The sequence below is a fragment of the Phytoactinopolyspora alkaliphila genome (assembly GCF_010550695.1).
Classification (GTDB): domain Bacteria; phylum Actinomycetota; class Actinomycetes; order Jiangellales; family Jiangellaceae; genus Phytoactinopolyspora; species Phytoactinopolyspora alkaliphila.
Map to the genome: position 1 here is coordinate 74,613 of NZ_JAAGOB010000003.1, position 25,584 is coordinate 100,196.

30 protein-coding genes are annotated in these 25,584 nt (G+C 67.6%); 11 read left to right on the forward strand and 19 right to left on the reverse strand.

Going from position 1 to position 25,584, the window contains the following annotated elements; translation table 11 throughout:
* Positions 1-175 precede the first annotated feature (175 nt).
* The 7 genes from G1H11_RS06355 to G1H11_RS06385 form a co-directional block, all read right to left on the reverse strand.
* Positions 176-3,313 (reverse strand): S8 family peptidase, encoded by a 3,138-nt coding sequence (locus G1H11_RS06355; protein ID WP_163817249.1) that lies wholly within the window; start codon positions 3,311-3,313, stop codon positions 176-178.
* A gap of 240 nt (positions 3,314-3,553) precedes the next feature.
* A complete protein-coding gene (locus G1H11_RS06360; protein ID WP_163817820.1) occupies positions 3,554-4,249 on the reverse strand; it encodes an ABC transporter permease in 696 nt (231 codons plus the stop codon).
* Between the two features lie 34 nt (positions 4,250-4,283).
* Complete coding sequence (locus G1H11_RS06365) at positions 4,284-5,201, reverse strand: ABC transporter ATP-binding protein (RefSeq protein WP_163817251.1); 918 nt, start codon at positions 5,199-5,201, stop codon at positions 4,284-4,286.
* Positions 5,201-6,109, reverse strand: a complete 909-nt coding sequence (locus G1H11_RS06370) for an ABC transporter permease (protein ID WP_163817253.1) — start codon at positions 6,107-6,109, stop codon at positions 5,201-5,203. Before G1H11_RS06370 ends, G1H11_RS06365 begins: the two co-directional genes overlap by 1 nt.
* Positions 6,093-7,010: an ATP-binding cassette domain-containing protein gene (locus G1H11_RS06375; protein ID WP_163817255.1), complete on the reverse strand. Its 918-nt coding sequence runs from the start codon at positions 7,008-7,010 to the stop codon at positions 6,093-6,095. Before G1H11_RS06375 ends, G1H11_RS06370 begins: the two co-directional genes overlap by 17 nt.
* 39 nt (positions 7,011-7,049) lie before the next feature.
* Positions 7,050-7,883: an ABC transporter permease subunit gene (locus G1H11_RS06380; RefSeq protein ID WP_163817258.1), complete on the reverse strand. Its 834-nt coding sequence runs from the start codon at positions 7,881-7,883 to the stop codon at positions 7,050-7,052.
* A gap of 6 nt (positions 7,884-7,889) precedes the next feature.
* Positions 7,890-8,858 carry an ABC transporter ATP-binding protein gene (locus G1H11_RS06385; protein ID WP_163817260.1) on the reverse strand — a complete coding sequence of 323 codons (969 nt, stop codon included), beginning with the start codon at positions 8,856-8,858 and terminating at the stop codon, positions 7,890-7,892.
* A gap of 303 nt (positions 8,859-9,161) precedes the next feature.
* Here G1H11_RS06385 and G1H11_RS06390 point away from each other — a divergent pair, with 303 nt between their 5' ends.
* Positions 9,162-9,845 carry a GAF and ANTAR domain-containing protein gene (locus tag G1H11_RS06390; protein ID WP_216843503.1) on the forward strand — a complete coding sequence of 228 codons (684 nt, stop codon included), beginning with the start codon at positions 9,162-9,164 and terminating at the stop codon, positions 9,843-9,845.
* 93 nt (positions 9,846-9,938) lie between these two features.
* The gene (locus tag G1H11_RS06395; protein WP_216843504.1) at positions 9,939-10,559 is read left to right on the forward strand and encodes a DUF2231 domain-containing protein; all 621 of its coding nucleotides are present in this window, start codon (positions 9,939-9,941) and stop codon (positions 10,557-10,559) included.
* Here G1H11_RS06395 and surE read toward each other — a convergent pair.
* The 3 genes from surE to G1H11_RS06410 form a co-directional block, all read right to left on the reverse strand.
* A complete protein-coding gene (gene surE / locus G1H11_RS06400) occupies positions 10,498-11,322 on the reverse strand; it encodes a 5'/3'-nucleotidase SurE (RefSeq protein ID WP_163817262.1) in 825 nt (274 codons plus the stop codon). The genes G1H11_RS06395 and surE overlap by 62 nt on opposite strands.
* Positions 11,319-12,296: a 1-phosphofructokinase family hexose kinase gene (locus G1H11_RS06405; RefSeq protein ID WP_163817264.1), complete on the reverse strand. Its 978-nt coding sequence runs from the start codon at positions 12,294-12,296 to the stop codon at positions 11,319-11,321. The genes surE and G1H11_RS06405 overlap by 4 nt, the downstream gene beginning before the upstream one ends.
* A gap of 109 nt (positions 12,297-12,405) precedes the next feature.
* Entirely contained in the window at positions 12,406-13,083 is a 678-nt protein-coding gene (locus G1H11_RS06410; protein ID WP_163817266.1) for a GAF and ANTAR domain-containing protein, read from the reverse strand.
* Between the two features lie 84 nt (positions 13,084-13,167).
* Between G1H11_RS06410 and G1H11_RS06415 the strand changes: the two genes are divergently transcribed.
* Complete coding sequence (locus tag G1H11_RS06415; protein ID WP_163817268.1) at positions 13,168-13,752, forward strand: TetR/AcrR family transcriptional regulator; 585 nt, start codon at positions 13,168-13,170, stop codon at positions 13,750-13,752.
* A 72-nt stretch (positions 13,753-13,824) separates the two neighbouring features.
* The gene (locus tag G1H11_RS06420) at positions 13,825-14,283 is read left to right on the forward strand and encodes an SRPBCC family protein (protein WP_163817270.1); all 459 of its coding nucleotides are present in this window, start codon (positions 13,825-13,827) and stop codon (positions 14,281-14,283) included.
* Positions 14,284-14,322: 39 nt separating this feature from the next.
* Here G1H11_RS06420 and G1H11_RS06425 read toward each other — a convergent pair whose 3' ends face one another.
* Both G1H11_RS06425 and G1H11_RS06430 read right to left on the reverse strand, forming a co-directional pair.
* On the reverse strand, positions 14,323-15,060 hold the full coding sequence (locus G1H11_RS06425; protein ID WP_163817272.1) for a UdgX family uracil-DNA binding protein: 738 nt from the start codon (positions 15,058-15,060) through the stop codon (positions 14,323-14,325).
* Positions 15,032-15,376 (reverse strand): DUF3140 domain-containing protein, encoded by a 345-nt coding sequence (locus G1H11_RS06430; RefSeq protein ID WP_163817274.1) that lies wholly within the window; start codon positions 15,374-15,376, stop codon positions 15,032-15,034. The genes G1H11_RS06425 and G1H11_RS06430 overlap by 29 nt, the downstream gene beginning before the upstream one ends.
* A gap of 80 nt (positions 15,377-15,456) precedes the next feature.
* Between G1H11_RS06430 and G1H11_RS06435 the strand changes: the two genes are divergently transcribed.
* Positions 15,457-16,473: a sigma-70 family RNA polymerase sigma factor gene (locus G1H11_RS06435; protein ID WP_216843505.1), complete on the forward strand. Its 1,017-nt coding sequence runs from the start codon at positions 15,457-15,459 to the stop codon at positions 16,471-16,473.
* Positions 16,474-16,497: 24 nt separating this feature from the next.
* Here G1H11_RS06435 and G1H11_RS06440 read toward each other — a convergent pair whose 3' ends face one another.
* On the reverse strand, positions 16,498-16,902 hold the full coding sequence (locus G1H11_RS06440) for a YjbQ family protein (RefSeq protein ID WP_163817276.1): 405 nt from the start codon (positions 16,900-16,902) through the stop codon (positions 16,498-16,500).
* 264 nt (positions 16,903-17,166) lie between these two features.
* Here G1H11_RS06440 and G1H11_RS06445 point away from each other — a divergent pair, with 264 nt between their 5' ends.
* From G1H11_RS06445 to G1H11_RS06455, 3 genes are read left to right on the forward strand one after another with little or no spacing between them, the layout of a single operon-like run.
* Positions 17,167-17,346, forward strand: a complete 180-nt coding sequence (locus tag G1H11_RS06445) for a hypothetical protein (RefSeq protein ID WP_163817277.1) — start codon at positions 17,167-17,169, stop codon at positions 17,344-17,346.
* 51 nt (positions 17,347-17,397) lie between these two features.
* Complete coding sequence (locus G1H11_RS06450; RefSeq protein WP_216843506.1) at positions 17,398-18,477, forward strand: DUF368 domain-containing protein; 1,080 nt, start codon at positions 17,398-17,400, stop codon at positions 18,475-18,477.
* A gap of 20 nt (positions 18,478-18,497) precedes the next feature.
* Positions 18,498-18,647 (forward strand): hypothetical protein, encoded by a 150-nt coding sequence (locus G1H11_RS06455; protein WP_163817279.1) that lies wholly within the window; start codon positions 18,498-18,500, stop codon positions 18,645-18,647.
* A 1-nt stretch (position 18,648) separates the two neighbouring features.
* Here the strand turns inward: G1H11_RS06455 and rpsR are convergent, their stop codons facing one another.
* Positions 18,649-18,909: a 30S ribosomal protein S18 gene (gene rpsR / locus G1H11_RS06460; protein ID WP_163817281.1), complete on the reverse strand. Its 261-nt coding sequence runs from the start codon at positions 18,907-18,909 to the stop codon at positions 18,649-18,651.
* A 361-nt stretch (positions 18,910-19,270) separates the two neighbouring features.
* Between rpsR and G1H11_RS06465 the strand changes: the two genes are divergently transcribed.
* Together G1H11_RS06465 and G1H11_RS06470 are read left to right on the forward strand one after the other, a co-directional pair.
* A complete protein-coding gene (locus tag G1H11_RS06465) occupies positions 19,271-19,468 on the forward strand; it encodes a hypothetical protein (RefSeq protein ID WP_163817283.1) in 198 nt (65 codons plus the stop codon).
* Positions 19,469-19,624: 156 nt separating this feature from the next.
* Positions 19,625-20,626 (forward strand): NAD-dependent epimerase/dehydratase family protein, encoded by a 1,002-nt coding sequence (locus G1H11_RS06470; RefSeq protein WP_163817830.1) that lies wholly within the window; start codon positions 19,625-19,627, stop codon positions 20,624-20,626.
* 158 nt (positions 20,627-20,784) lie between these two features.
* Here the strand turns inward: G1H11_RS06470 and G1H11_RS06475 are convergent, their stop codons facing one another.
* The 5 genes from G1H11_RS06475 to G1H11_RS06495 form a co-directional block, all read right to left on the reverse strand.
* Positions 20,785-21,498, reverse strand: coding sequence for a glycerophosphodiester phosphodiesterase (locus G1H11_RS06475; protein WP_216843508.1), 714 nt, complete (start codon positions 21,496-21,498; stop codon positions 20,785-20,787).
* A gap of 107 nt (positions 21,499-21,605) precedes the next feature.
* Positions 21,606-22,301, reverse strand: a complete 696-nt coding sequence (locus G1H11_RS06480) for an anti-sigma factor (protein WP_163817284.1) — start codon at positions 22,299-22,301, stop codon at positions 21,606-21,608.
* Positions 22,294-22,869 (reverse strand): sigma-70 family RNA polymerase sigma factor, encoded by a 576-nt coding sequence (locus G1H11_RS06485; RefSeq protein WP_163817286.1) that lies wholly within the window; start codon positions 22,867-22,869, stop codon positions 22,294-22,296. Before G1H11_RS06485 ends, G1H11_RS06480 begins: the two co-directional genes overlap by 8 nt.
* 520 nt (positions 22,870-23,389) lie before the next feature.
* Positions 23,390-23,593: a cold-shock protein gene (locus G1H11_RS06490; protein WP_163817288.1), complete on the reverse strand. Its 204-nt coding sequence runs from the start codon at positions 23,591-23,593 to the stop codon at positions 23,390-23,392.
* Between the two features lie 272 nt (positions 23,594-23,865).
* Positions 23,866-24,546 carry a uracil-DNA glycosylase gene (locus G1H11_RS06495; protein WP_163817833.1) on the reverse strand — a complete coding sequence of 227 codons (681 nt, stop codon included), beginning with the start codon at positions 24,544-24,546 and terminating at the stop codon, positions 23,866-23,868.
* A gap of 416 nt (positions 24,547-24,962) precedes the next feature.
* Here G1H11_RS06495 and G1H11_RS06500 point away from each other — a divergent pair, with 416 nt between their 5' ends.
* The gene (locus G1H11_RS06500; RefSeq protein WP_163817835.1) at positions 24,963-25,574 is read left to right on the forward strand and encodes a DUF47 domain-containing protein; all 612 of its coding nucleotides are present in this window, start codon (positions 24,963-24,965) and stop codon (positions 25,572-25,574) included.
* Positions 25,575-25,584: the final 10 nt, after the last annotated feature.

A 25,584-nucleotide genomic window follows, 5' to 3' on the forward strand; every position in this document is an offset into this window, starting at 1 on the left:
GACGCCCCATACCCACTCCCGGTTCCCTGGTCCTCCCTGCTGAGCAGCGGAACGTGGAGGGGCGGCGGAACTCCGGCAGCCGGCCTCAAGGCGACGGTGTGGCACGCTTTTCCGCCACGCCGTCGACAGTCGGCAGAGGAGTTGCGCCGCCCCTCCCCAAGAGGGCCCGCAGCCCTCAATCGGCGAGGATCAGCGTCGATGCTTCGTCGAGACCGGGCGCGCCGCCGCGGTAGAGCAGCAGCAGACCGGTCTCGGTGGTGTTCACCGTCTCGCCGGTGTCGACATACCCCAGGGTTTCCCGCCCGCGGGCTGGTACGGTGCCGAAACCGACGGAGCCGTCGCCGAACACGCCGAGGAACCGCTCACCCATCGGGGCGATGGTGATGCCGCCCACCTCGTCGCCTGGGCCACCGAAGTAGATGTCGGTCGCTACAGCTGTGACGTCCATCGGGGTGCCGAAATCGGCGGCGGTCATCCCGATCTGCTCACCGCAGATGGGCAGCACGGTGTTGGCACTGTTGGTGTCGTGATCGGTGAAGAACCAGGCATCGGCGGTTCCGGTGGCCAGGTCGACGACGAACGTGGCGTTGCGGCCGTCGTCGTACCCGGCAAAGGACAGATCCCGATTGACGACGACGTAGTCCGCCGCGCCGTCTTGGCCGGTGTCCAGCCAGAACTCGAAGGAGGACGGGACATTGGCGTGGGTCTGCCGTTCCCAGGTGTTGACGGCGAACGTCATCACGAACGACTCGTCGTCGGAGCAGAACCCCGCGGGAACGGGTGCGGTTGCCACGCCCAGGTAGCGGAAGTCTGGCGTGGGCATGCCTTCACCCGCGTCTCCCCGCTCCTGCCGCTCGCTCTCGGCGATCAGCGAGTACGTCTCCACGGCGGCGTCTCCGACGCCCGTGTTCACGAGCCGGAGGGAGTCCCTGACCTTGGTCTCACGGACGTCGCCGGTCTGCCGCGGGAGAACGTGCCACGGCACTCGGATCGTGTTCTGGTCCTGGCCGGCCTCGGCGAAGGTGAGGTAGCCGTCGTACTCCATGGCGGTGAGGGCGTCGCCGTCGGCGCCGAGCGCTCCGGAGTCGAGGTTCCATTCCCGCAGTGCGGCGCCGTCGATCGTCATCGTCACCTTGACGTCACGCGAGGCGCCGGCCGGTATCTTCACGCTGCGTGGTGCGGTCACGGTGACCGCACCGTTCGCCTCGTCGTCGGCGAAACGGAACTCCGGGGTGACGTCGTAGGTGATCCGCCGGTCGGAGACGTTGGTGACGCGCACCGCCTCGGTCATGGTGAGTCTCTTCTGGTGCACCTCGTGGAACCCGAAGGACAGTGCCGCGCTTCGCTGCTCCGGCACCCAAGCCGTGGCTCCGGCCGCCAGCGCGCGGTCCACGCGGACCTCGCCACCGCCGATCCGGGTGATCGGTGCGAGGTCACCGCCGAGGAATTCCGGCTCGTTCATGATCTCGATCTCGCCGGTGTTCATCAGATTCGCCTTGACCTGCATGGGGTCCCGCTCCGGGAAGGCCTGCATGAGCAGGGCCGCGGAGCCGGCCACCATCGGGGTGGCGCCCGAGGTGCCTCCGAACGCGCCCTCACCCGCACCGGTGCCGGCGATCGCCGAGATGGATGCCCCGGGGGCGCCGATCTCCGGCTTGATGATGTTCGATTCGACCGTGGGGCCGCGGGAGGAGGATCCGACCGTGTGCCCGATCAGCGGTATGCCGGCCTCCGGGTCGAAGCGCACCATGACGCCGTCCTCGACGTGGGCCTTGAGCGCCTGGTTCTCCGCCTGGCCGATCATGAAGCCCGGGATGTCGATGGGACGGTCGCCGCCGTCGGCGCCCGCGAAGGGTTCGTCCGGGGTGACCATGCCGATGATGCCCGCGATGCCGCCGGCCTGACTGATGTGACTGATCTTGAGGCTGAAGTTGCAGTCGCCCCGGTCGACGAGGACCACCAGCCCATCGAGACTGCCCGGCTCGAACGGCTCACAGCCGAGGAGGTTGCCGCCCTGCCCGTCGGCGTACTGCAGCGGTCCCTCGATCAGCTCGGTCAACGGCACCGACCAGGGCTGGAACACGGCGGCGTACTCGCCGGCGATCGCCTCGGGTGAGACGACCTCCATGAGGGGTAGCACCGCGGACGGCACGTAGGTCTGTGCCACCGAGAGGGCCGACGGCGCGGCGCCCGGCGTGGAGGTGATGAACGGCTTGTCGGAGCTGTTGCCCGAGGCTGCGACGACGAGCACGCCCAGTTCCGAGACGTTCTCCACCGCCTGGGAGAGCTGGTTGTCGAAGTGCTGACCGTAGACGGCGCCCAAGGACATGTTCACGATGTCCACGGGATCGCTGGTGTCGCCGTTGCCGTACGGGTCGAGAACCCAGTCCATCGCCTGCATCAGGGCGACGCCCGAGCAGGCGGAATCCTGGGATGCGCACACTTTGGCGGCGTACAGGTCCACGGCCGGCGCCACGCCGTTGACACCGCCGATGATGTCGGCGACATGCGTGCCGTGACCGTCGTAGTCGATCGGGTCCGGGTTGGGATTGAGCGCCGACGCCGGGTCGCCGCCGACCCACTGCTCGCCGACGAAGTCGTAGCCTTCGACTACCTTGTCGGTGGGGAAGAGGCCGTCCCGGGTGGTGTTGGCGGGGTCGTCGAAGTCCGTGCCGTAGGCCTCTTCGTAGGCCTCGAGGGTGCCCGCACCGCCGAGCTTGGCGTGGGTGTAGTCGATTCCGGAGTCGAGCACCGCGACACGCACGCCGTCACCGTCGAAGCCGGCGTTGTGCACGGTCTCGCCGCCGATGTAGGGAACGGTCTCGTTGAGTGCCTCCTCGTAGTCGATCACCTTCGCGATCGACACGACGCGCTCGTCGTCGGCGAGGTCCTTCAGCGCGGCCGCGTCGACTTCGACGATCACGGCGTTCAGGGCGCCGGAGACGGCGGCGACCTGCTGGGCCGAGCCGTCTGCACGGGTGATCGATCCGAGGACGCTCGCCTGCTGCCGGTCGACTGCGGCCTTCTGCTGCCGTTGCCGCGCCGGCGACGCGTCGCCGGCAGCCACGACCGAGACGGGATCCTCGCTCAGCTGCACGCTCACCAGCTCGGTGCCGGTGGCTTCGAGCAGCTGGGGATCGATCTTCCCGTCGAGCTCAGCCCCTGAAGCGGTCACCGGGTCGTCGAGTCTGAGGTCCTCGACATGATCTGGGACCGGGCGTTCGGGCACACCCGCATCCTCGGCGGCGACGGTGCTGGCGCTGGCGGCCAGCAGGGCAAGGGACGTGACAGCGACGGCGATGCGTCTGACCATGTCGGGGATCCTCCCGTGGCAGATATTCGGTTTTCCCCCGTATGCGCTGGACTACTTATGGCCAGCGCAGGTGTCGAGAAAACTTAGCATCGCGGCACATATCTGCCTAGAGGCCGAACGGCCGGGCAGCGGATGGTCCACACGGCCGTTCTCAACCCCTGGCATGGGTTGAGGTCGCTGGAAACGGACATTTCGGGCCGATTAGCGACCTCAACCCATGCCAGGGGTTGTGGTAGGGGGTCAGTCGTCGCCGGCGAGGGTGAGAACGCGCAGACGTTCGCCCGCGTACCAGGTGGTGCCGCCGACGACCAGGACGAGCAGCACCAGCGCCGCACCGAGGCTGACGTCGGAGGAGATCACGCCCGGACCGGTGATGGCCTCGGTCACCGACAACGCCCATTGCTGGATGCTCAGCGTCCGGGCGCCGGGCACGAAACTGCCCACCAGGCTCTCCCATGCCAGCGCGTACACCAGGCCGACGATGACGGCGTGCCGGGTGGCGATCGCCAGCAGCAGGAAGAGCGCGCTATAGGTCACGCCGGCGACGAGCGCGCCGACGCCGAACCCGAGCGCGACGTTCGCCGACGTGCCCGCCATGATGGCTCCGGCGAGGAACGTCGGCGCCGCCGCGAAGGCGATCGCCGCGGTCACCGCCACCAGGAGCTTGCTGCGCACGATCTCCGCCCGGGAGATCGGCTTGGCGAGGATGTAGACGATGGAGCCGTCGTCGATCTCCGGGCCGATGGCGCCGGTGCCCACGATCAGGCCGAACAGTGGCAGCAGGGTGCTCAGCGAGACGCCGTGCAGGAACTGGGCGGTGTCGTCGGGCGAGAGGTCCGCGAACAGGCGCAACAGCACGGCCAGGACCAAGAGCAGGACCGAGAGTGCGGCGAGCAGGTAGATGCGGCGCCCACCGAGCATCGCGCGGGCCGTCATCCGGATGATTGTCGAGTTCACGTGAATCCCTGCCTCAGGCTTTGACCAGATAGGAGAAGACGCTCTCGAGGGACTCGTCCGCCGGGCTGACCTCGTACAGCCGGATCCCGGCGCCGCGAGCCACCCGGGGCAGAAGCTCGGCGAAGCTCAGCAGGTGGCTGGCCTGGACACGAAGCGCCTTGTCCTGCAGATCGAGGGAGACGCCTTCGGTAGAGCCGTCGGCGATGAGCGCGGAGGCCAGGGCACGGTCGTCGCTGGACCGGATGACGAACTGATGCGGACGGTCGGTCATCAGCCGCCGGATCTCGCGGAAATCCCCGGACGCCGCGTGCCTGCCGGCGACGACGACCTCGATGTGATGGGCGAGTTGCTCCACCTCTTCGAGGATGTGCGAGCTGAACAGCACGGTGCGCCCGTCGGCGCCCATCTTGCGCAGCAGGTCCATCAGATGCATCCGCTGCCGCGGATCCATGCCGTTGAACGGCTCGTCGAGCAGCAGGACACTCGGCTCGTGTACCAGCGCGGATGCCATCTTGACCCGCTGTTTCATCCCCTTGGAGTACTCGCCGACCTTGCGCTCCTGGGCGTACTCCATGGCCACGGTGGCCAGTGCCTTCCGTGTGGCAGCGGCGGGTTGGTCCAGGCCGTGCAGCTCCGCGTTGGCCAGCACGAACTCCCAGCCGGTCAAGAAGTCGAACGTCGCTTCGCGTTCCGGAACGAGGCCGATGGTCCGGTACACCTCCGGGTTCTTCCACACCGGGGCGTCGTCGAGGGTGACTGTCCCAGCAGACGGCGGCAGGAATCCGCCCAGGAGGTGGATCAGGGTGGATTTGCCGGCGCCGTTGGGGCCGAGCAGCCCGGTGATGCCGGGATCGATCGACATGGTGACGTCGTTGACGGCGACGACGTTCCCGAACCATCGGGATACGCCAGACACGGTGAGAGTGGCCATCAGACGGTGACCTTCCGGTAGCGGTACATCAGGCACAGATAGCTGCCGACGACGACGGTGGCGGTCACCAGGCAGAAGACCAGCCCGGCGAGATCGCCCGGCGGTCCCGCGACCGCCGACGACTCCGCTCCCAGTGCCCACGTCTGCACGCCGTCGACGAGGGTCATCGGGGAGAGGAGGCCGAGCCAGCCGGCGGTGGCGAGATCACTCTGCCCGTGGCCGATGATCCCCTGGAGCCCACTGACCACGCTGTAGCTCATCACCAGAACCGTGATGATCGCGGCCACTCCGAACCCGCGGCGCGCTGTCAGTGAGGCGATCAGCAGGCCGATTCCGGCCAGCACGAGTGAGAACAGTGCGGCGCCGATCAGCGCGAGCACGACGTCGCCCGTCTGCTCGCCGGCGGGCAGCTCGGCCAGGAGGGCTCCGATGTACATGGTGAGGATCGGAATGGCGAGCAGGATGAAGACCCCGGTCGCGAGAGCGGCGTACTTCGCGGTGACGTAGTCGACGCGCTCCAGCGGCCTGGACAGGTAGAGCGGGAGGGTGTTGTAGCGCAGGTCGAGGGAGACCGCCTGCGGTGCCTGGGTGCCGAGGAAGATCGCCACGGCCGGCTGCAACAGCATCGGGTAGCGAGCGAACTGCACCGGCACGTCGTTCAGGAGGCCCTGACTGGCCGTGACCACGGTGATCACCGCGATCACCAGCGCGGGTAGCCAGATGACCGCGAACAGCCCCATCGGCATCACCTTGGACCGCGCCGAGCGCCCGATGCCGAACACGCCGCGCAGGCTGTGGAAGAACAACGCCCGCGCGACGAGATTGCGGCCCAGCCGGGGACCGTCGTAGCCGCGGTAGCCGATGTCGTGGATGACACCGGACGGAGCTGCTTCAGGCTGCGGAGACATCGGCGGCACCTCCTTCGAAGACTTCGGCGATCCGGTGTCGCCGTGGTTCCAGGCGCAGCAGCCCGTGTCCGAGATCCGCGACCGTGTCGCGGACCACGTCGTACGTGTCCTCACCGGTGATCTCGACCACGAGGATCTGGCCGGCGGCGCTGACGGTGAGCCCTGCTGCGGTCAGGGCCCGAGCGACCGCCTCGGTGCCCGCGGTGACCTCCACGGCCAGTTGCTCGCTCGCGCGGGTGAAGTCCGCCGTCGCGGACGAGCGCAGGAGTACACCCGCGTCGATGACCACCACGTGGTCGCAGATGCGCTCCAGTTCGCCGAGCAAGTGCGACGTCACGAGCACCGCGATGCCGAAGTCGGTGTGGATACGGCGGATCAGGGCCAGCATCTCGTCCCGGCCGACCGGGTCGAGGCCGTTGGTGGGCTCGTCGAGCATGACGAGCTGCGGGTCGTGGACCAGCGCTTGGGCGAGCTTCACCCGCTGCTTCATGCCGGTGGAGTAGCCGCCGATCGGGCGGTAGCGCTCCTCGTACAGACCGACGTGGCGCAGGATGTCGGCGGTGCGTTCACGGGCCGCGTCGGCGGGAAGACCGGACATCCGGGCCATGTGCACCACGAACTCGGTGGCGGAGACGTCCGCGGGCAGGCAGTCGTGCTCGGGCATATAGCCCACCTGCCCGCGGATCTGCGGTCCGTGGCTCACGGTGTCCAAGCCGAGGACGCTGGCGCGTCCTGAGGTGGCTTCGGACAGTCCGAGGAGTATCTTGATCAGCGTCGACTTGCCGGCGCCGTTGGCGCCGACCAGGCCGACCACTCCGGGCTCGATCTCGACACTGAGGCGGTCCAGGGCCGTGATGCCCGGGTAGCGTTTCGTCAGGTCTTCGGTCGCGATGACAGGCACGTGGCTCACGCTATCCCCGTTCGGCTGCGTTGGCGCGCATCACGCGTCGCGGCGGCGGAAGATCAGGCCGGCGACGGCCAGCAGAAGCCCTGTCTCGGCACAGAACACGGCGAAGCCCACCCATGGGTCGAGCACGTTGGGATCGAAGGACTCCACGGTCGCTATGGCGCCGCCGGCGTTGCCCGGCATCAGCTTGTTCAGCCACTCGCCGAGCGCTCCCGGGACGAGTCCGACGAGCGAGCCGACGACGAAGATCAGCGCGATGCCGGCTGTGACAGCTCCGGCGGTGTGCCGCATCAGCACGCCGAGACCGAGCCCGAAGATTCCCAGGACCGCCAGGTAGAGGCCGCCGCCGACGATGGCGCGCAGCACTCCTGGATCGCCGAGTGACAGTCCGATGCCCTCCTGGCTGAGGAAGAAGTTCCCTGCCAGGTAACTACCGAACGACGTGACGAGGCCCAGCACCAGGAGGACCGAACCGAGCACGATGGCCTTGCCGGCGAGGACCGTTCCCCGGCGCGGTACGGCGGCGAGCGTGGTACGGATCATGCCGCTCGAATACTCGGCCGACGCCACCAGGACACCGAGGACGAGTGCGGCGATCTGGCCGAACATCAGCCCGATCATGACGAACGCGCCTATCGGATCGTCGGCGTTACCCGAGGCGAGGTCACCGGCCGCGGCGAATGCCATCAGCGCGGTCAGCCCGATGCTCGTGACCACCAGGGCAGCGAGGGTCCACGTGGTCGATCGGACCGTGCGGATCTTGGTCCACTCCGCGTCGAGGACGCGGCCGAACGTCAGACGCGGCACGTCACGGCGGGGTTCTGCTTCCTGCGTCGGGCGGGGTTGTGCGAGTAGTGTCGCGGTCATGAGTGGTCACACTCCGGCCGGTGTTCGGTTGGCGTGGAAGTCAGTAGTTATCGCGACGTCCGGAAGCTCCGGAACGCCGGCGTGGTAGTCGACGCTGTCCGCGGTAAGACGCATGAACGCCTCTTCCAGGGAGGCATGCACGCTGCGGAGCTCGTGGACGTGCAGGCCGTTCGATCCGGCTACGTCGCCGACCTGTTCGGCGGATGTGCCGTAGACGGCCAGGGCGCCGTCCTCCGCCGGCTCCACCCGCCAGCCCCGCGTGGCGAGCTGGTGAGCCAGCTGGGTGCCGTGCGGCGACCGGACATGGACGTAGGCGGACGAGTTCCGCGCGATGAAGTCGTTCATGTCGGTGTCGGCCAAGATCTGCCCCCGGCCGATGACGAGCAGATGGTCGGCGGTCAAGGCCATCTCCGACATCAGGTGGCTGGAGACGAAGACCGTGCGGCCTTCCGCGGCCAGGCTCCGGATCAGCGTACGTATCCAGCGGATGCCCTCGGGATCCAGGCCGTTCACCGGCTCGTCGAACAGGAGCACACCCGGGTCGCCGAGCAGGGCGGCGGCGATCCCGAGCCGCTGGCCCATACCCAGCGAGAATCCGCCGGATCGCTTCCGGGCGACGTTGTCCAGGCCGACCATGCCGATGACCTCGTCCACCCGGCGCCGGGGAATGCCGTTGCTCTTCGCCAGCCACAGCAGGTGGTTGTATGCCGTGCGTCCGCCGTGGATGGCTTTGGCCTCGAGCAGCGCGCCGACCTCGTGCAGTGGCGCCGGATGATCCTGGTACGCACGCCCGTTCACGGTCACCGTTCCGGCCGTTGGACGGTCCAGGCCCAGGATCATCCGCATGGTGGTGGATTTCCCGGCACCGTTCGGCCCGAGGAAGCCCGTGACAGAGCCCGGCCGGACGGCGAAGTCGACGGCGGCGACAGCGGTGGTATCACCGTAACGCTTGGTGAGTCCTCTCGCAGTGATCATGAAACCCTCGGTCTCGGTTGTCGTTGGTGTGCACCGCCGTGTCGCGGTGCCGTGCTCCACACGTTAGGCGTGGTCAACGCGGTAGAACACCGTCTCGAGGGACACTCCAGGGTCTGTTCAGGGTCTTCTCCGGGTGACCCCGGAGTGCGGGCCGCCCGCGGAGGTGGAGAAGCTTCCGGTCAGCTCGTGCTCGATTCGCCACAAAGCCGGGTACGCTGGGCGCGAGGGAATGTGGATCCGTCCTGCACGCGGGGCCGCTCAGCGCGCGACGGGTAGCCAATATCATCGGCGGGGAGACATCGCGTGGACGAGCCGGACGCAGACCAGTTCGCTGAAATGGCGTTGGAGTTGCACCAGCAGCCAGACATGGACGCCACCCTGGAGCGGATCGTCGAGTACGCCCAGGAGGCAACGGGGTGTGACGACGCCGGAGTCATGCTCCTCGGTGGCCGGAACCGCATCGAGACCATTGTCACGACCCATCCGCGGATCGCCGAGGCGGACCGCCTCCAGCTGGACTGCGGAGAGGGCCCGTGTTTGCAGTCCATGTGGGACCGCGACGTCTACGTCGTCAAGGACACCGGCCTGGACGATCGCTGGCCGGTGTGGGGGCCCAAGGCCGCCGAGCTGGGATTGCGCAGCCTGCTGGCGGTGCGCTTGTTCACTCCGAATCGTACGCTGGGCGCGCTGAATCTTTACGGCGAGCGCGCGGGCATGTTCGACGACGACGACGCCGACATCGCCGATGTCTTCGGGCGGCATGCGTCGGTCGCGCTGGCCACGGCGCACGAGGAAGAGGGATTGCGCCAGGCCATCGGTGCCCGGCATCTCATCGGCCAGGCACAGGGCATCCTGATGGAGCGCTACAGCCTGAACGCGGACCGGGCCTTCGCTCTGCTGCGTCGCTACTCACAGCACCACAACGTCAAGCTCAGGGACGTCGCCCAGATGGTCATCTCGTCGGGGAAGCTGCCCGACCAAGACTGATCGCGCCGAACCGCTCCGCGCGGTGAAGCAGGGAGCTTCTTGGGGCCTGCGCCGAGCAGGCATGTGGGGCGTGCCCGGGGGTATCCCACGGGCATGACTGACAGTGCCGAAACACACGACGCGGACATCCCGGCCGGCCGGCAGGAAACGCCAAGCGCCGTCGACCGACCCCGCGTCGTACGCTGGACACAACGGCTGGAAGCCGCCACGGCGCTGGACACATGGCAAAGACCTGTGCATGCCGCGGCGCAGGCGCTGCTGGGCGACCAGGGCCGGGCGGACGTCCTCCGGGGCCGATGGCTTGGGCACGCGGTACATCCGTTGCTCACCGACATACCGGTGGGGGCGTGGACGTCGAGCATGATGCTGGACGCGGTGGGTGGCCGCACGTCGCGAACCGCCAGCCGCCGGCTGATCGCGCTCGGGATCGTGGCGGCCGTTCCCACCGCTGTGACCGGCTTGGCCGAATGGGCTCACACCACCGCCGGCGAACGGCGGGTGGGTTTCGTGCACGCTCTGGGCAACACGGCGGCGCTCGGTCTCTACACCGCATCGTGGGCGGCACGCCACCGTGGGCGGTATGGGCGAGGAGTCGTCCTCGGCCTGGCCGGTGCCGCGGCCGCTTCGGCCGCCGGGTATCTCGGGGGGCACCTCACCTCTGCCCGGAAGGTGTCCTCTCGCCATCCGGCGTTCGAGCGACCCAGCCCGAGATGACCTCGTCCAGCGCGGGCACGGGTGTCTCGCACACGGACTGCACCGCGGTGATCACCGCGTAGCCGTTCGCGAGCACCGCAGCGTCTGTGCCGGGCGGAGGCGGGTCGGAGACGTCGGTGATCCCGAGCCGGATCATCCCTTCACCCTCTTCGGTGAGAACAGTCTGGACTGCGCCGAACGGCGCCAAGGGGGCGACGTGAAGCTCTGCCACGTGCTCGGCTTTCGCGTCCGGCACGTTCAGGTTCAGCACGGTGCCGACGGGTTGCACATGCAGGAAAGGCATGATGCCGGCGGCGATGTCCGCGGCGGTCTCCCAGTGCGGCGTCTCGGTGGGGTCCAGGCCGACGTCGAGGGAGACGGCCAATCCGCGCGCTCCGTTGAGTCCGGCCGTCAGCGCCGCGCCGACCGTTCCGGAGTGCAGGATGGCACGGCCCACGTTCGCGCCGTAGTTGACACCTGAGAGCACGAGCTCCGGAGGCGGGCCGAAGGCTCCGTTCATCGCGATCAACGAGATCAGTGCCGGCGCGGCCGGCACCGCATACACGGGCATGTCTCCGAGGCTGTCGACCCGGTGTCGTTCGTGGACGATATGGCCGTGCCGCTCCACAGCGGTGATCGCGGCACTACTGCCGCTGGCCTCGGTGGCGGGAGCGGCCACGACCACATCGGCCCCTGCCGCTGCCGCCGCCTCAGCCAGGCAGTGCAACCCGGCCGAGCGCACACCGTCGTCGTTGGTGATGAGGACTCTGGGAACGGACGTCATTCGCCTTGCGCCCTCCGGGCGAGTTCTTGCGGGCTCAGCCGTGTTCCAGTGTGTTCGCGGGGCCACGGCGCTATCTCCACCAGGTCGCGGACCTTGAGAATGGACTCTACGTCGCCTGACCCCAGGCCGTGCCGCGTGACGTTCACCGCACCGGCCGCCGCGCCGAGGCGCAACGCGTCGTGGAAGGATGCGCCGCGAGTCAGCGCCACCGTGACGCCGGCCGTGAACGAGTCGCCGGCGCCGTGCGTGTCGGCCGCCTGGAGCCGGGGAACCGTGATCTCCACCACCTCACCGCGGTCCAATGCCAGGGCGGGCTCGGCGGCACGGCTGACGACCACACGGCTGGCGCCCTCCTCGTGCAGGTGGTACATCGCCTCGATGATGGCCCCGGTATCGGAACGGGTCAGGCGGCCGTCCGCCATCAGCTCGTCGTCGCTCACTTTCAGCACGTCCACGCCTGCCTGGAGAGCGGCGGCGAGCCGCTCTCCGCTCAGGTCCACGACCACCATTCTGCCGGTGGCACGCAGGTCGGCAGCCAGGCGGCGGTAGATGCCCGCCGGGATAGTGTCATCGCCCGCGGGACCACTGAGAATCACCGCCGAGGCATCGAGGGATGCACTGAGCGTCATGTCGTACAGCTGATCCAGCTCATGCCGGGCCAGCGGCATGGCGAGGGCCTCCGCGACGACCTCCCGGGTGTCGCGTCGGCGGTCGTGCACGTACGAACCGTTGCGCCCGGAGCCTTCGACGTAGCGGACCGTGAGCCCTTCCGCCTCGAGGAGCGGGCGCAGCACGTGGCCCGTCTCCCCGCCCAGCACCGCGCACATCGTGACTTGGCTTCCCAGCGTCACCAGCATGCGTGATTGCCACACACCCTGGCCACCTGCGTGCAGGTGGATGTCCGGCTGGGTGCCGTGATTCTCGATGGTGATGGTGAGCAGAGGAGAGGGTACGAAAACGACGACGCCGTTCATCGACTGGGCCTACGCCGGTGCGAAGGGGACCGCTGAAGCTGAGCAAGGCGCATTGACACTCCTTCCTGCGCTATTCCATACCCCCACCGAGAGCCGTCATGCGGCTGGCTCAGCGTTGCGCCGGCAGGCGTCCCGCGATGACCTCCTCAGCACCGTCCCGCAGCCCGACGTGCTCGTCCTTGGCGTAACGCTCGAGCATGGCGTAGGCGCGAGTGGCGTCGAGCCCGTGCCGCTGACTGAGGATGCCGAGGGCCTGGCCGATGATCGTCCGGTCGTCGACCGCCCGGCGCAGTGTCGAGATCCGGTGAGCGGAATCGACGGCGAGTGCGGCGTGCCGGGCGAAGACCTCAGCCGCGCGGATGTCGTCGTCGTCGAACTCGGCCGGCCGTGTGACATAGAGGTTGAGCGCGCCGATCGTGGCCACCTTGGTGCTCAGGCGGACCGAGATCACACCGGTGAAGCCGAGCTCCGCCGCCTGTGAGGTCCACCGCTGCCATCGGTCACCGGCGGAGATGTCATCGACCACGACGGCTTGCCCACTGGCCATCGCGGCGGCCCCCGGGCCTTCCTCCAGCTCCACTTGCAGCTGGTCCGCGTGCCGAGCCTGGCTGTTGGTAGCCGAGGCGACCTTGACCGGGCGGTGCTCGCCGACGACGACGCTGGCCTGATCACAGTTGGTGTATGCCGAGGCGTGCTCCGGGATGCTGCGCACGGTGTTCGCGAGATCGAAATCGCCACGAAGGTCTACGGCCAACTCTGCGAACTCGACGGGTCTCAGGTCACCCAAGTACAACACCTCGAAACTAGACAGAACGTTCTGTCTGTCTAGCGTGGACGGATCTCCGCGTCAAGGATTACATTGGAATCCGAGATGAATTCTATAGCCGCCATGCCATCGCGCGGCGCACGGGAGCGAATCCTTGCGGCGGCGTACGACCTCTTCTCGCGCAAGGGGGTGCGTGCCGTCGGAGTGGATGAGGTGATCGCCCGTGCGTCCGTGGCGAAGGCTACCTTTTACCGATACTTCCCGGCCAAGGACGATCTGGCGCTGGCCTTCCTCCAGCAGCGCGAGCAGGTGTGGACCCTTGACCTGGTGATGGCCGAGTCCGAGCGGCTCGGGAACACCCCCGAAGAACGCCTGCTCGCCATCTTCGACGTCTTCGACACGTGGTTCCAGCAACGGGACTTCGAGGGCTGCTCGTTCATCAACGTGTTGCTCGAGATGGGGCCGGAGCACCCATCGGGCCAAGCTTGCATCGCGTACCTGGAGAACATCCGTGCCGCCGTCCGAGAGCGTGCGCAACGGGCCGGGCTGACCGAAGTGGACGAATTCGCCAGGTCATGGCACATCCTGATGAAGGGCTCCATCATCTCGGCCGCGGAAGGCGACACCTATGCCGCTCGCCGGGCCAAGGAGATGGCTCGCCAGTTGATCGACCGGCACCGGCCGCGTTGACGCCTCCGGCGTTATGGCCGGGCCCTGCGGGGTAACCGCACTGCTGTCGGTAAGCAACCGAGAGGAGTGGTGATGACCACCGCGGAGAAATCTGTTGATGTGGCTGTTCCGATCAGCACGGCCTACAACCAGTGGACTCAGTTCGAGGACTTTCCGGAGTTCATGGCTGATGTGGAGTCGGTCACGCAGATTGACGACCGTCACCTCCATTGGGAGGTGGAAGTCGCCGGTGTCCGGCGCAGTTTCGACGCCGAGATCACCGAGCAGCACCCTGAAGAGCGGATCGCCTGGCGTTCCACGGGCGGCACCGACCAAGCCGGCGTGGTGACTTTCCACAAGCTCACCGATGATCAGACTCGGGTCACGCTCCAGATGGAGATGGAGCCCGAAGGCGCCGCCGAGACCATCGGGGACAAGGCCGGAATCGTCAGCCGGGCAGTCGAGCGGGACATGAAGAACTTCAAGGAGTTCATCGAGTCCCGCCCGACCGAGACCGGTGCCTGGCGGGGCGAGGTTCCCCGCGAAGGGTAGTGGCTCGGCCCACGTTCGGACCCGGTCGCCGTCCACCTGCTACAGGTGGGCGGCGACCGTCAGGTCCGAGACCAAGCCGTCGTAGGCGGCCGCGCCTTGGTCGCCACCCATGCCCCGGGCACGCAGCACCGACGAGGGATGGACGGTCGCCACCACCATGGCGTCGTCACCGATGCCTACGTCATCGTGTTCATCGGAGGTCAGCGGTGAGGCAGCAGCCAGCTCGGACCACGAGTGCGGCTGGCCGCGTTGATGGCTTACCCGGAACGCACGTCCGAGGAGGGTTGCTGCCGCGGTGGCACCGAGTACGACGACCACCTCGGGCTGTACAGCGGCCAACTCTGCCCGCAGCCACGGCCGGCACGCTGCGAGTTCGCCCGCGTCAGGCTTCTGGTGGATACGGCGTTTCCCGCGCTCCGCACGGCGAAACTTGAAATGCTTCACGGCGTTGGTCACGTAGACCCCGGACCTGGTGATCCTGGCGTCGACGAGCGCACGGTCCAGGAGCTTGCCGGCCGGTCCGACGAAGGGATCTCCTTCCCGGTCTTCGACATCACCGGGCTGCTCGCCTACGAGGAGTAGGCGCGCGTCGCGTGAGCCGGCGCCGAAGACGGTCTGCGTCGCATCGGCGTAGAGTCCGCATGCCTGACAGCCGGCGGCGGCTTTGCGCAATCGGTCTAGAGACCGGCTCCGCGGTACAGGTGCCGGAGGCTCCGGCTCGGCGTCGTCCCTCGTGTCCGCGCCCACATCAGTCACCCGGGTCGCGGAGCGGGTCATGGCCCACGCTCATCAGCCGATGGCGCTTGCGCTCGTCGTTGGCCGCCTCGGAAGCCGTGGTGCCGGCCGTCTCGTCGGCGACGATGTCGACGATCTTCCGCATCGCTTCGAGATCACCGGCGGTGAGGTCTACCTTGCGCTTGCCGAGGATCCCGACGGCGGCCATCCCCAGGGGCGCAGGTCCGTCCGGGCCCGGCGTCGGCGCCACATCGGGCTGAACGCCGAGCCAGTCGACGAGCTCTCGCGAGGACATGTTCACGGCTTTGTGGAACCGGGTCCAGAGTTCGTCCACCTCAGGGGTGTCATGAGTGTTCATCTGTACAGCTCACCTGCCTATCGTCGAGATGGCGGACGCCTGATGCCGTACCCGTGGCGGAGACATGTCATGCACCCGGCATGGGTAGGAAGGAAGTGAAGGAGGGAAGCGATTTGATGGTGATGGTCAACGGACACGGCACGGACATCCGGCGGGCTCGAACTGAGCCCCGCGAGCCCGAGGCGGACTATGACCTGGTTGGGCAGTATCTGAAGCAGATCGGCGGGACGCCGCTGCTGTCCGCCTCCGAGGAGGTCGATCTGGCGAAGCGGATCGAAGCGGGCCTCTATGCCCAGCATCTCCTGGCTGAGGCTTCCGGCGACGGTGCACCGCACCGCCGGGAAGAGCTCCAGGCCATTGCGGATGACGGTATGGCGGCCAAGGACCATATGATCCGCGCCAACCTGCGGCTGGTCGTGTCCGCAGCGAGAAAGTACTACCGCAACTCGGGCCTGTCCTTCCTCGACGTAGTGCAGGACGGGAATCTCGGCCTGATCCGCGCCGTGGAGAAGTTCGACTATGCCAAGGGCTACAAGTTCTCGACCTATGCGATGTGGTGGATCAGGCAGGCCTTCGAACGCGCGCGTACCGAGAAGGCCCGGACCATCCGGTTGCCGGCATACCAGGTGGAGAACATCTCGAAGCTCGGCCGCGCGGAGCGGAAGCTGCAGGTGGATCTCGGGCGTTCACCTACCACGGCCGAGCTCGCCGAGGAGACGGACCTCTCGGAGGAACGTGTGGAGGAGTTGCGGGAGATCGCCCGCGACGTCATCAGCCTGGACGCGCCTGTGGGGGACGAAGGCACCGCCAGTGTCGGCGACCTGATCGAGGACGCCGAGGTGCTGCAGGCCGCCGAGGTCGCCGAGTTCCGGGCGCTGGGCGAGGAGCTGCGCGCACTCGTCGGTACGCTGCCGCCGCGGGAGGCGATGATCATCACGCTCCGGTACGGCCTGCACGACGGGCGACAGCACTCCCTGCAGGAGGTCGGCGAACGCGTCGGCTTGACCAAGGAGCGGATCCGTCAGCTGGAGAAACAGGCCCTCGCCGAGCTGCGGGACCCGGCGCGGCACGAATCGCTGCTGGATTGGGCCAGCTGACCCGGTGGCCGCCCACCCCCATGATCATGGGGAGGCTAGGAACGACAGACGGAGCGTGCGCTGCTGATTGTCCGTGTTGGAATCGACGACGACGACGCTCTGCCACGTGCCGAGGGCAGGCTCACCGTCCAGCACGGGGATGGAGATGGACGGAGCGACGAACGCCGGCAGGACGTGGTCGCGGCCGTGGCCGACGCTACCGTGCTGGTGGCGGTAGATGTCTTCCCTGGGCAGGAACCGGTCGATCGCGTCGGCAAGGTCCGGCTCGGAGCCGGCGCCGGTCTCCATGATCGCCAGGCCCGCCGTCGCGTGTGGAACGAACAGGTGGCACAACCCGTCCCCGAGGCCGCCGCAGAACCGGCGGAGCTCGGACGTGACATCGGTGACCAGATCGGTGCCGGTGTTCAGCTGAAGTACCTCACTGTGCATGCTCACCATTGTCCCGCACACCCACGCCTCTTTTTCATGATCGTTGGCGCATACATGCCTAACTAGGTGCGCGATCGCCAATGATCAGTGGGGAAGAGCGGGACAGTCAGGGACAGATCAGGGCCTTCCCTGAGGCATCTCGGGTGCTTGTGGACGCACAATCGGTAGTGGCGAGTGCTCCGGCCGGACCCCCGGCGATCGCGGGCACGCCGACGACGACCCGAGCGTGAACCCGCCCGGCGAAGAGAGAAAGAGGTAGATCCAATGTCCACAGGCACGAAGCTCCTGATCGGGGCCGGCGGCGTTCTGGTGGCATGGTGGCTCCTGCCGGGTTGGCTGGTGCTGCTGGTGCTCATCGGTGTTCCAGTGGCGGCGTACCTGATGCTCGACGATTCCCAGCGGCGGCGGCTCACCGGCCGCTCGGGCCGCCGCTCCCTGCCCTGACGCGTTGGTAGCGCTCGAGGCGGCGCGACGGTCACGAGATACAGTTCCGCCGTGCCCAACGATGTGAGACCTCCAGGTTTTCGAGCACGCCATCGACGCCCGGCTACTGAGCCCGCATGGCGGGACCACGGGCTGAACGCGCTGCGTGGAGCCCTGATCGGTACGGTGGAGACGGTCCCCGGCGTCAGCGGGGGCACCGTTGCACTGGTGGTCGGCGTCTACGAGACGGTGATCACCTCTGCGGGCCACTTCCTGTCCGGGCTGCGCCGGGCTGTCGTCGACATTCCGCGCGGCCGGGGCGCCGCGTCCGCCGCAGGGGAGTTCAGGAAGGTCAGCTGGCGGCTCATCCTTCCTCTGCTGGCCGGCATGGTGATCGCGCTGGTGGTGATGGCGCGACTGCTCGAGGGCTGGGTCGAGGAGAACCCGGTACACAGCCGGGCGCTGTTCTTCGGTTTGGTGCTCGCATCGTTGTGGGTGCCGTTCTCGCTGGCCGGCCGGGCTGGCCGAGCCGACCGGCCCGAGAGGGCCCACCGGGCCGAGAGGGCCGGTCGTGAGCCGGGCCCGCCGAAGCCGGATCAGGTTGGGCTGGCCGGCCTCACCGGTGCGGCCGGGGCGGGCCGCATCCACTGGGGATGGCGCGACGCCGCGATCGCCTTGCTCGCGGCAGCGTTGACCTTCGTGGTAGTCAGTATCCCGCCGTCTGATGTCGAGGCGGAGCGGCCGGTGATCGTCCTGGCCGGGGCCGTGGCGGTGTCCGCCCTCGTGCTTCCCGGCCTTTCGGGCTCGTTTCTCCTGCTGACCTTCGGCCTGTACGACGACACCCTGGCGGCGGTGAACGACCGCGATGTCGGGTATCTCGCCTTCTTCATGCTTGGCGCCGCCGTCGGACTGGCGTCGTTCGTGAAGCTCCTGCAGTGGCTGCTCGAACACCACCGGCGGTTCGCCCTGGTCATCCTCACGGGGGTGATGGCCGGATGCCTGCGAGCGCTGTGGCCCTGGCAGGACGAGGACCGTGCCCTCCACGCGCCCGACGAATACATCGCGGCAGCGTCAGCGCTCGCCGCCATCGGATTCGCGGCGGTGCTCGCATTCCTCCTGGCCGAGCGCCGCTGGGCGGCACGCCGGCTCTGAACTCGATCCACGCCACCCCGATGAGCCCGCGCGTTCTCGCGGCCGCACTGGCGATACCCGCCGTCGCAGGTGTCCTCCAGCCTGACCGTGATGGGCACAGACTTGTCCGGCGGATCGTCGATCTGGTGCGACGGATCGACGCTCAGGTGGCGGAGCGGGCGGGCCGATAAGTCAGCGGGGTCCGCGGGAGCCCTCGGTGTATGGCAACAGCGCCATCTCGCGCGCGTTCTTGATGGCTCGCGCCACCGAACGTTGCTGCTGCGGAGTCAGGCCGGTGACTCGCCGCGAACGGATCTTGCCGCGATCAGAGATGAACGTGCGCAGCAGGTTGACATCCTTGTAGTCGACATACGTGATGCCGGCCGCGTCGAGCGGGTTCTTCCGCTTGCGGGCAGACCGCTTCTCGGTCTTGATCGGTTTCCTGTTCGCCATCGTGGTCCTTCGTTCGCCGTAGTGTTCTGGGGTGTGCCTCGATGGGTGAGAATCCACCGGCACGGTGCGTCTGGGGCAGGACACTAGTTCATATGAGAATTGATCTCAATTTGTTAGGCCATGCCACGGTGATTATCCCACCGTCGACGGCCACTTTCCAAGCGGCTGCCGCATGGTGATGACGGTGAGCGCCGCCTCTCTAACGCTGGACGATTCCTTCAGCGGTGGAAGCTTGTGTGGCCCCTGGCCGATGAACTCTTCCACCGCTGAAGGAATCGTCCAGCGTTGCGGCTCGGGGCTGGCGAACAACCGCGCTCTTCAGCGGATGTTCTAAGACCACGGCCTGGGGTACGGGAATGACATGACCGACAACAAGCGGGAACGTCCGCCGGACAGCCAGGACGACGAGCGCCGGCGCAGAGATGCGTACGAGAGCGGAGGCGACTTCGCTGACGAGCACACCAGCCCGACAGTAGCCGACGAGATGGACGGCGGGCCCGAGGGCGAGCGCGAACCGGAGTCTCCCAAGGGACGCGGTGGTGACGGCGGCATGGACTGAACGCGTGGCCGTCGCGGGCACCGAGTAGGCGCCGAGCGGGTCGCTCGTGTCGCTCTCTTCGTCGGCCGGCACCTCGGCGCGCTGCTGGACCTCATCGAGGATGACGAGGACGGCATCCTGGGTTTGACCAGCGCGCAGCGGGGTAGCGGTCTGGCCATGCGAGTGGTGGTCACGGGTGCGACGGGGAACGTCGGAACCAGCGTCGTCGAAGCGCTGGCCGGCGACGGGCAGGTCGACGAGATCGTGGCTCTGGCGCGCCGGGTCCCGGATTGGCAGCCGCCGAAGACGACGTTCATCGGCGACGACGTCCGTTCACCGTCGATGGCGCGGCACTTCCAGGGCGCCGACGCTGTCATCCACCTGGCGTGGGCATTCCAGCCCACGCACGATCCCCTGAAGACGTGGGACGTCAACGTCATCGGGAGCATCGGGGTGTTCGAGGCTGCCGCTGAGGCCGGCGTCGGCGCCCTGGTGTATGCGTCGTCGGTAGGTGCCTACTCTCCCGGGCGGGGGAAGCACGTGGACGAGAGCTGGCCGACGCACAGCATTCCGACTGCCGCCTACGGGCGGGAGAAGGCGTATCTCGAGCGGTACCTCGACGCGTTTGAGCTCCGCAACCCTGCGATGCGTATCGTGCGGATGCGGCCGTGCTTCCTGTTCAGCCGGGAGTCCGCGAGCGAGCAACGGCGGATCTTTGCCGGGCCCATGGTGCCCCGGGCGCTGTTCCAGCCCGGCCGGTTGCCGATACTGCCATTGCCTGCCGCCTTGAGGTTCCAGGCCGCGCACACCTCGGATGTCGCCGAGGCTTACCGGCTCGCCGTCCTGAGCGAGGCGCGGGGCGCGTACAACGTGGCCGCCGAGCCGATAATCGACGCGGGAGAGCTGGGCGATCTCTTCAGGTCCAGGGTGGTGCCGGTACCGGAGCTGGCCGCACGGGTGGCCGTCGGCGGGGCCTGGCGCCTGCGGCTGGCGCGCGCCGACGACGCGCTGCTGAACCTGTTCCTCAACCTGCCCACACTCGACACGACGCGGATTCGGATGGAACTGGGCTGGGCACCGAAGCACACCGGTGTGGAGGCGCTGCGGGAGATGCTGTACGGCGCGGCCGAGGGCGCCGGTGCCCCCACCGATCCGCTGCACCCCGATAACCCTCAGTAAATATCCCACCCCGCCGTCCCAGCCCCTGGCATGGGTTACGCATCGTAAATGCGCCCGAATTGTCCGATTCGAACGACCACAACCCATGCCAGGGGCTGGGACTGAGCCTGGAGACGTCACGCTGAGTGTTGGTTGACCGGCACGGCGTGCGGGACGGGTTAGCTCGGGGCGTGGATCTGGGCTAGGAGCTCCAGGTTCTTGCTGGTGACACCGGTGACGCCGAGGCGGCGTGCGTCGGCTAGCTGAGCGTCCGTGTCTACCGGCCAGGTGAGCACATGCCCCACCCGGCGGCGGAGTTCGGCGACGACGGCCGGCGTGAGGAGCGTGCGGTGCACCGAGCAGCCGAAGAACGGCCGCTGAATCGGCCACCCGCTCTGCCCCTTGCGCAAGAGTTCGCGTAGTCGTTCCAACATCGGCCAGCTGCCCGCCGACGGGATGATGCGTGCCTGCGGCGCGTCGGCGAACGCCTTGAACATCCACCAGTGCGGGGTGCAGATCGCCACAGGCGAGTCGGGGGCGTGTTCTCGCAACGTCCGGGCGACGGCGGGAGCCAGACCGGGCCAGATCCCCTTCAGGTCCAGCATCAGGCGATGCCTGGCCCCGGGAACCACCTCGAGGAGGTCGGCGAGCGTCAGCACGTCGATCTGTGCCCGGTGGGTGAGCTCACCTGGCTCCCACAGTAGACGCGAGCCCAGAGTCTTCGAATGCCGAACTTCGGGCACGCCCTTGAAATAGCGGACGTCGGCCTCGGCCAGATCCACGCCAAGGTCCAGAACCGCCCGCAAAGCTTCGGGATCATTGGCGGCGCGATGGGCGACAGTCAACAGAGGACGTTCGCCCCGGCCGCTGTTCACTTCGCCACTAGTGGTCATGGAATGCGCCCGGCTCCCCGCTATTCATCGTCGTCACTCCATTATGACGCGCCGGAAGCCGAGAACAAGCGGGCGACGACGAGGTCAGGCTCGTGAACGCCGGCAACTCACAGCCGCGCCGTCGACCAGACAGCTCCTGAATCGTCCACGAGCTCGACAGTCATGCTGTCCGCGTAGGGCGCGGGCATGACCCAGGTGCTGCCGGTGTCCGGTACCGTCCACTCGCCGAGGACAGATGTCTGCCCGTCGGGCAGCCGCAGGCGGCATTCGTAGGTCCGGCCGTCCCCATTTGCGGCAGCGACGACGACGACGCGCTGGTCGCCGAGGTAGCTCAGCGTTGCCGTGCCGACCGCTTCACCCTCATCCGTGACGAGGGGAGTGCCGACGTCGACCGTCGCCGCAGGCGGGCCGTCGTCGAGACTTCCGGCGACCATCGACCCGCCCACGCCGATCACCACACCGGCCACGCCTGCCGCGAGGGCGACCAGAGCGGATCGGCGGCGGGGAGCCCGCCCGGGCTCGGCCACTGTGCCACCTCCGGCCGCCTGCGGCGCGACGCGCCGCCTTGCGGTGGGGCCGGACATGCCCATCGCTTCGAGGACCGCCTGATCGAAGCCCGGCGCGGGCTGGACTCGCGGCGCGGCGGGCAGGGTGAGCTCGATCGAGTCGTTGATCGCGTCGTAGCGCTTGCGGCACGCCGGGCACGTGGACAAGTGCTGAGTCAGAAGCTGGTTGCCGGGTTCCGGCACGTCACCCAGCGCCAAGTCGAGGAGCGCGTCCTCGGTGGGATGCCGCTCACTCATGGTGTTCCTCCTCATCGATGAGGTCGCGCAGCCGCCGCAGGCCGGTCCGGATGCGGGTCTTCGCCGTGCCGAGCGGGATCTGCTCCAGCTGGCTGACCTGAGCGGCCGTGCATCCGCCCATGGTCGCGAGAACCACAGCCCGGGCCTGTTCTGGGGCCAGCGCGCGTAGGCGGCGCACTGCCCGCTCGGCTTCGATGCGATGGAGCACCGGCTCGGTGGGGTCCGGATCTCGTATGGAGTCGTGGATCAGCCGCTCCAGGGCTTCGGATTCCGCAGGGGTGTTCCGCCTGACCCGGACCGCGTCGATCGCGGCATTGCGGGCGATGGTCAGCAGCCACGTCAGAACCGACGCTCGCCTCGGGTCATAGGTCCCGGCCGCTCGCCAGGCGCGGAGGAATACCTCCTGGCTCACGTCCTCGGCCAAGCCGCGGTCACGCGTGACCGACAGCGCGATACCGAAGACCGCACCCTGGAACCGGCGCACGAAAGCGAGCGCCGCGGGCTGGTCTCCCAGTGCAAGGCCCTCGACGAGCGCTGTGTCCGACGCGCGTTCGGTGTGGGGGAACATGTGCACATCCGAGGATACGGGCGCGAAGGGCAGATGGATTGTTCCGGGACGGATGGGGATACGACGTCGCGCGGGCACAGCAGCGACCCGGCCTCGTGATTGCGATGGCTATGCACCGGCGGAATACCGCGCTATGGGAGCGTGACCCATCAGAGAGATGATCTTTCCCGGGCATTGTTACCCCCTGGTATATGCCAGTGGTACGGATTTCCGGGTATGCCGGACCGTAAATGTTGCACAGGCAAGCCTGGCGTGCGGGAGCATTTGTATCAGAGAGGCCTATGAGCTCGTTTCTATAACAAGTCCATATCGCTTATGAAACGAAGGCTTAGAGAATGTCGAGGGGCACCATTGACGGAACGCAACTGGCGGCCCGGACTAAGCACGTAAGCGAAACGCCCCCCGCGCTGGGCGTGAGGGGCGTTTCGCCGCTAAGCCACAGCATCACCCATGGCTTTGCACGTCTGGCCGGAATGCGTGGGCGCGCAGACCGGCAGTTCTTGCGAAGTACGGACTAAGGTCAGATCGGGCGAACCTGGTCTGCCTGCGGTCCCTTCGGACCCTGCGTGATCTCGAACTCCACGCGCTGGTTCTCATCCAGGGTGCGGTAGCCCTCGGTCTGGATGGCCGAGTAGTGCACGAAGACGTCGGCTTCGCCGTTGTCCTGCGCGATGAAGCCGAAGCCCTTCTCGGCGTTGAACCACTTGACGGTTCCCTGTGCCATGTGCTGTGTCCTCCTAGGGGACGGTATGTGGAGCCGCACCGTGCGACTCCGGTTGCTGCTGCCGTCTCCCGCTACCGTGCTAGGCACAGAGAAGCGAAAAACGCCCGCCATAACAATCCACGGGCGGTCAAGGACGTACGAGGAACTGTTACTGCAACCCGCGGAAACAGTACCACCTTGAGCCCGCGACCCGCAGCATACGATGTTCGCTCTTTTTGTCAAAGGGGCATTCCGCACCGTGAGCAAAGGCTGATCCGTCAGAAGCCGGAGCCTTACGGAAGCTTCCAGTCGACAGGTGGCTCACCGAGCTGTGTCAAGAGCTCGTTGGCGCGGCTGAAAGGCCGTGAACCGAAGAACCCGTTGCGAGCCGACATCGGACTCGGGTGTGCGGACTCAATACACGGTGTATTGCCTAGTAGAGGGCGGAGATTCCGGGCGTCGCGGCCCCAGAGGATGGCAACCAGCGGCCGCCGCCGCGCGGCTAGGGCGCGGATCGCCTGGTCGGTCACGATCTCCCAGCCCTTGCCGCGGTGGGCCGCGGGCTGGCGTGGGGCGACGGTGAGCGCTCGGTTGAGTAAGAGCACTCCGTGGTCCGCCCACCTGGAGAGGTCGCCGGTGCTCGGCGGCGGATGCCCGAGGTCTTCGCAGTACTCGCGGAAGATGTTGATCAGGCTCGGTGGGAGCGGGCGCACGTCCGCCGCCACGGAGAAGCTCAGCCCCACGGCGTGACCCGGGGTGGGGTACGGATCCTGGCCGACGATGAGGACGCGGACGTCGTCAAACGGTTGGGTGAACGCTCGAAGGACATGCGGACCCGCCGGCAGGTAGGAGCGGCCGGCCGCGATCTCCGCCCGCAAGAACTCGCCCATGGCCGTGACATGTTCGGATACCGGAGCCAGGGCCTGTGCCCACCCGGGTTCGACAAGCTCGCTCAAGGGTCGCGCGTCCGCCATGGCGCACCACTGTAGTGTCCCGCGCGGGCCCACGGTGCGGGGCTCCGGCATCCGGGTTCTGAACTCCGCGCCGCCCCCGTCGGGTGGCTGGCCGAGCCGCGCCGGCCGGTCGTGCATGCCGGGCAGAGCGATCGGGATGACGACGAGCCAGGCAGGCTCGCCCGCCTGCACCGATCCTGTGTCGCGGGGCGAGTGACCGGTTTCACGTCCGCCCGCATGGAAGACGAAAGCCGAGGTTAGTGGGATACTAGTAGGGTCGTGACCGCAACTCCGCAGGGTTCGGCGCTGAACCGCTGCGCTACTGTTCATCTCGACGTTCTAGCATTCGATCGTCCGATGATGAGGGGTGCGCCTCTCAGAACACGCCTAGAGGTCGCGACCTCTTAAGTGAGGGAGAAACTCTCGTGCGATTCCGCATGCGACTCTCGCCTGCAGATATCGTCTTCTACGACCTGTTCACCGCTTCGGCCCAGAATCTGCGGGACGGTGTCCGCGTGCTGTCGGAGGCGCTCGTCCCGGACGCGGACCGTGCGGCGCTGGTGCCCACTCTCAAGGACATCGAACATACGGGTGACGAGCACACGCACGACATCGTCCGGCGGGTGAACTCGGGCGTGAGGACGCCGTTTCATCGCGACGACATCTACCGGCTCGCGGGCGCGCTCGACGACGTGCTCGACGACGTCGAGGCAGCGCTGGATCTGATGGTCCTGTACCGGATCAAGGATCTGCCCAACGGCGTGGCGTCCATGGTCGACGTCCTCGACCGTGCCGCGGAGCTCACGGCGGAGGCGATGCCGCGCCTGCGCACGGCAGGCGAGCTCACCAAGTACTGGATCGAGATCAACCGCCTGGAGAACGAGGCGGACCAGACGTATCGGCGGCTGCTCGCGAGGATCTTCTCGGGCGAGTACGACGCGCTCACGGTGCACAAGCTCAAGGACGTCATCGAGACGCTGGAGTCCGCGGTGGACGGATTCGAGACCGTGGCCAACATCGTCGAGCAGATCGCCCTCAAGCAGTCCTGATCACCACCCG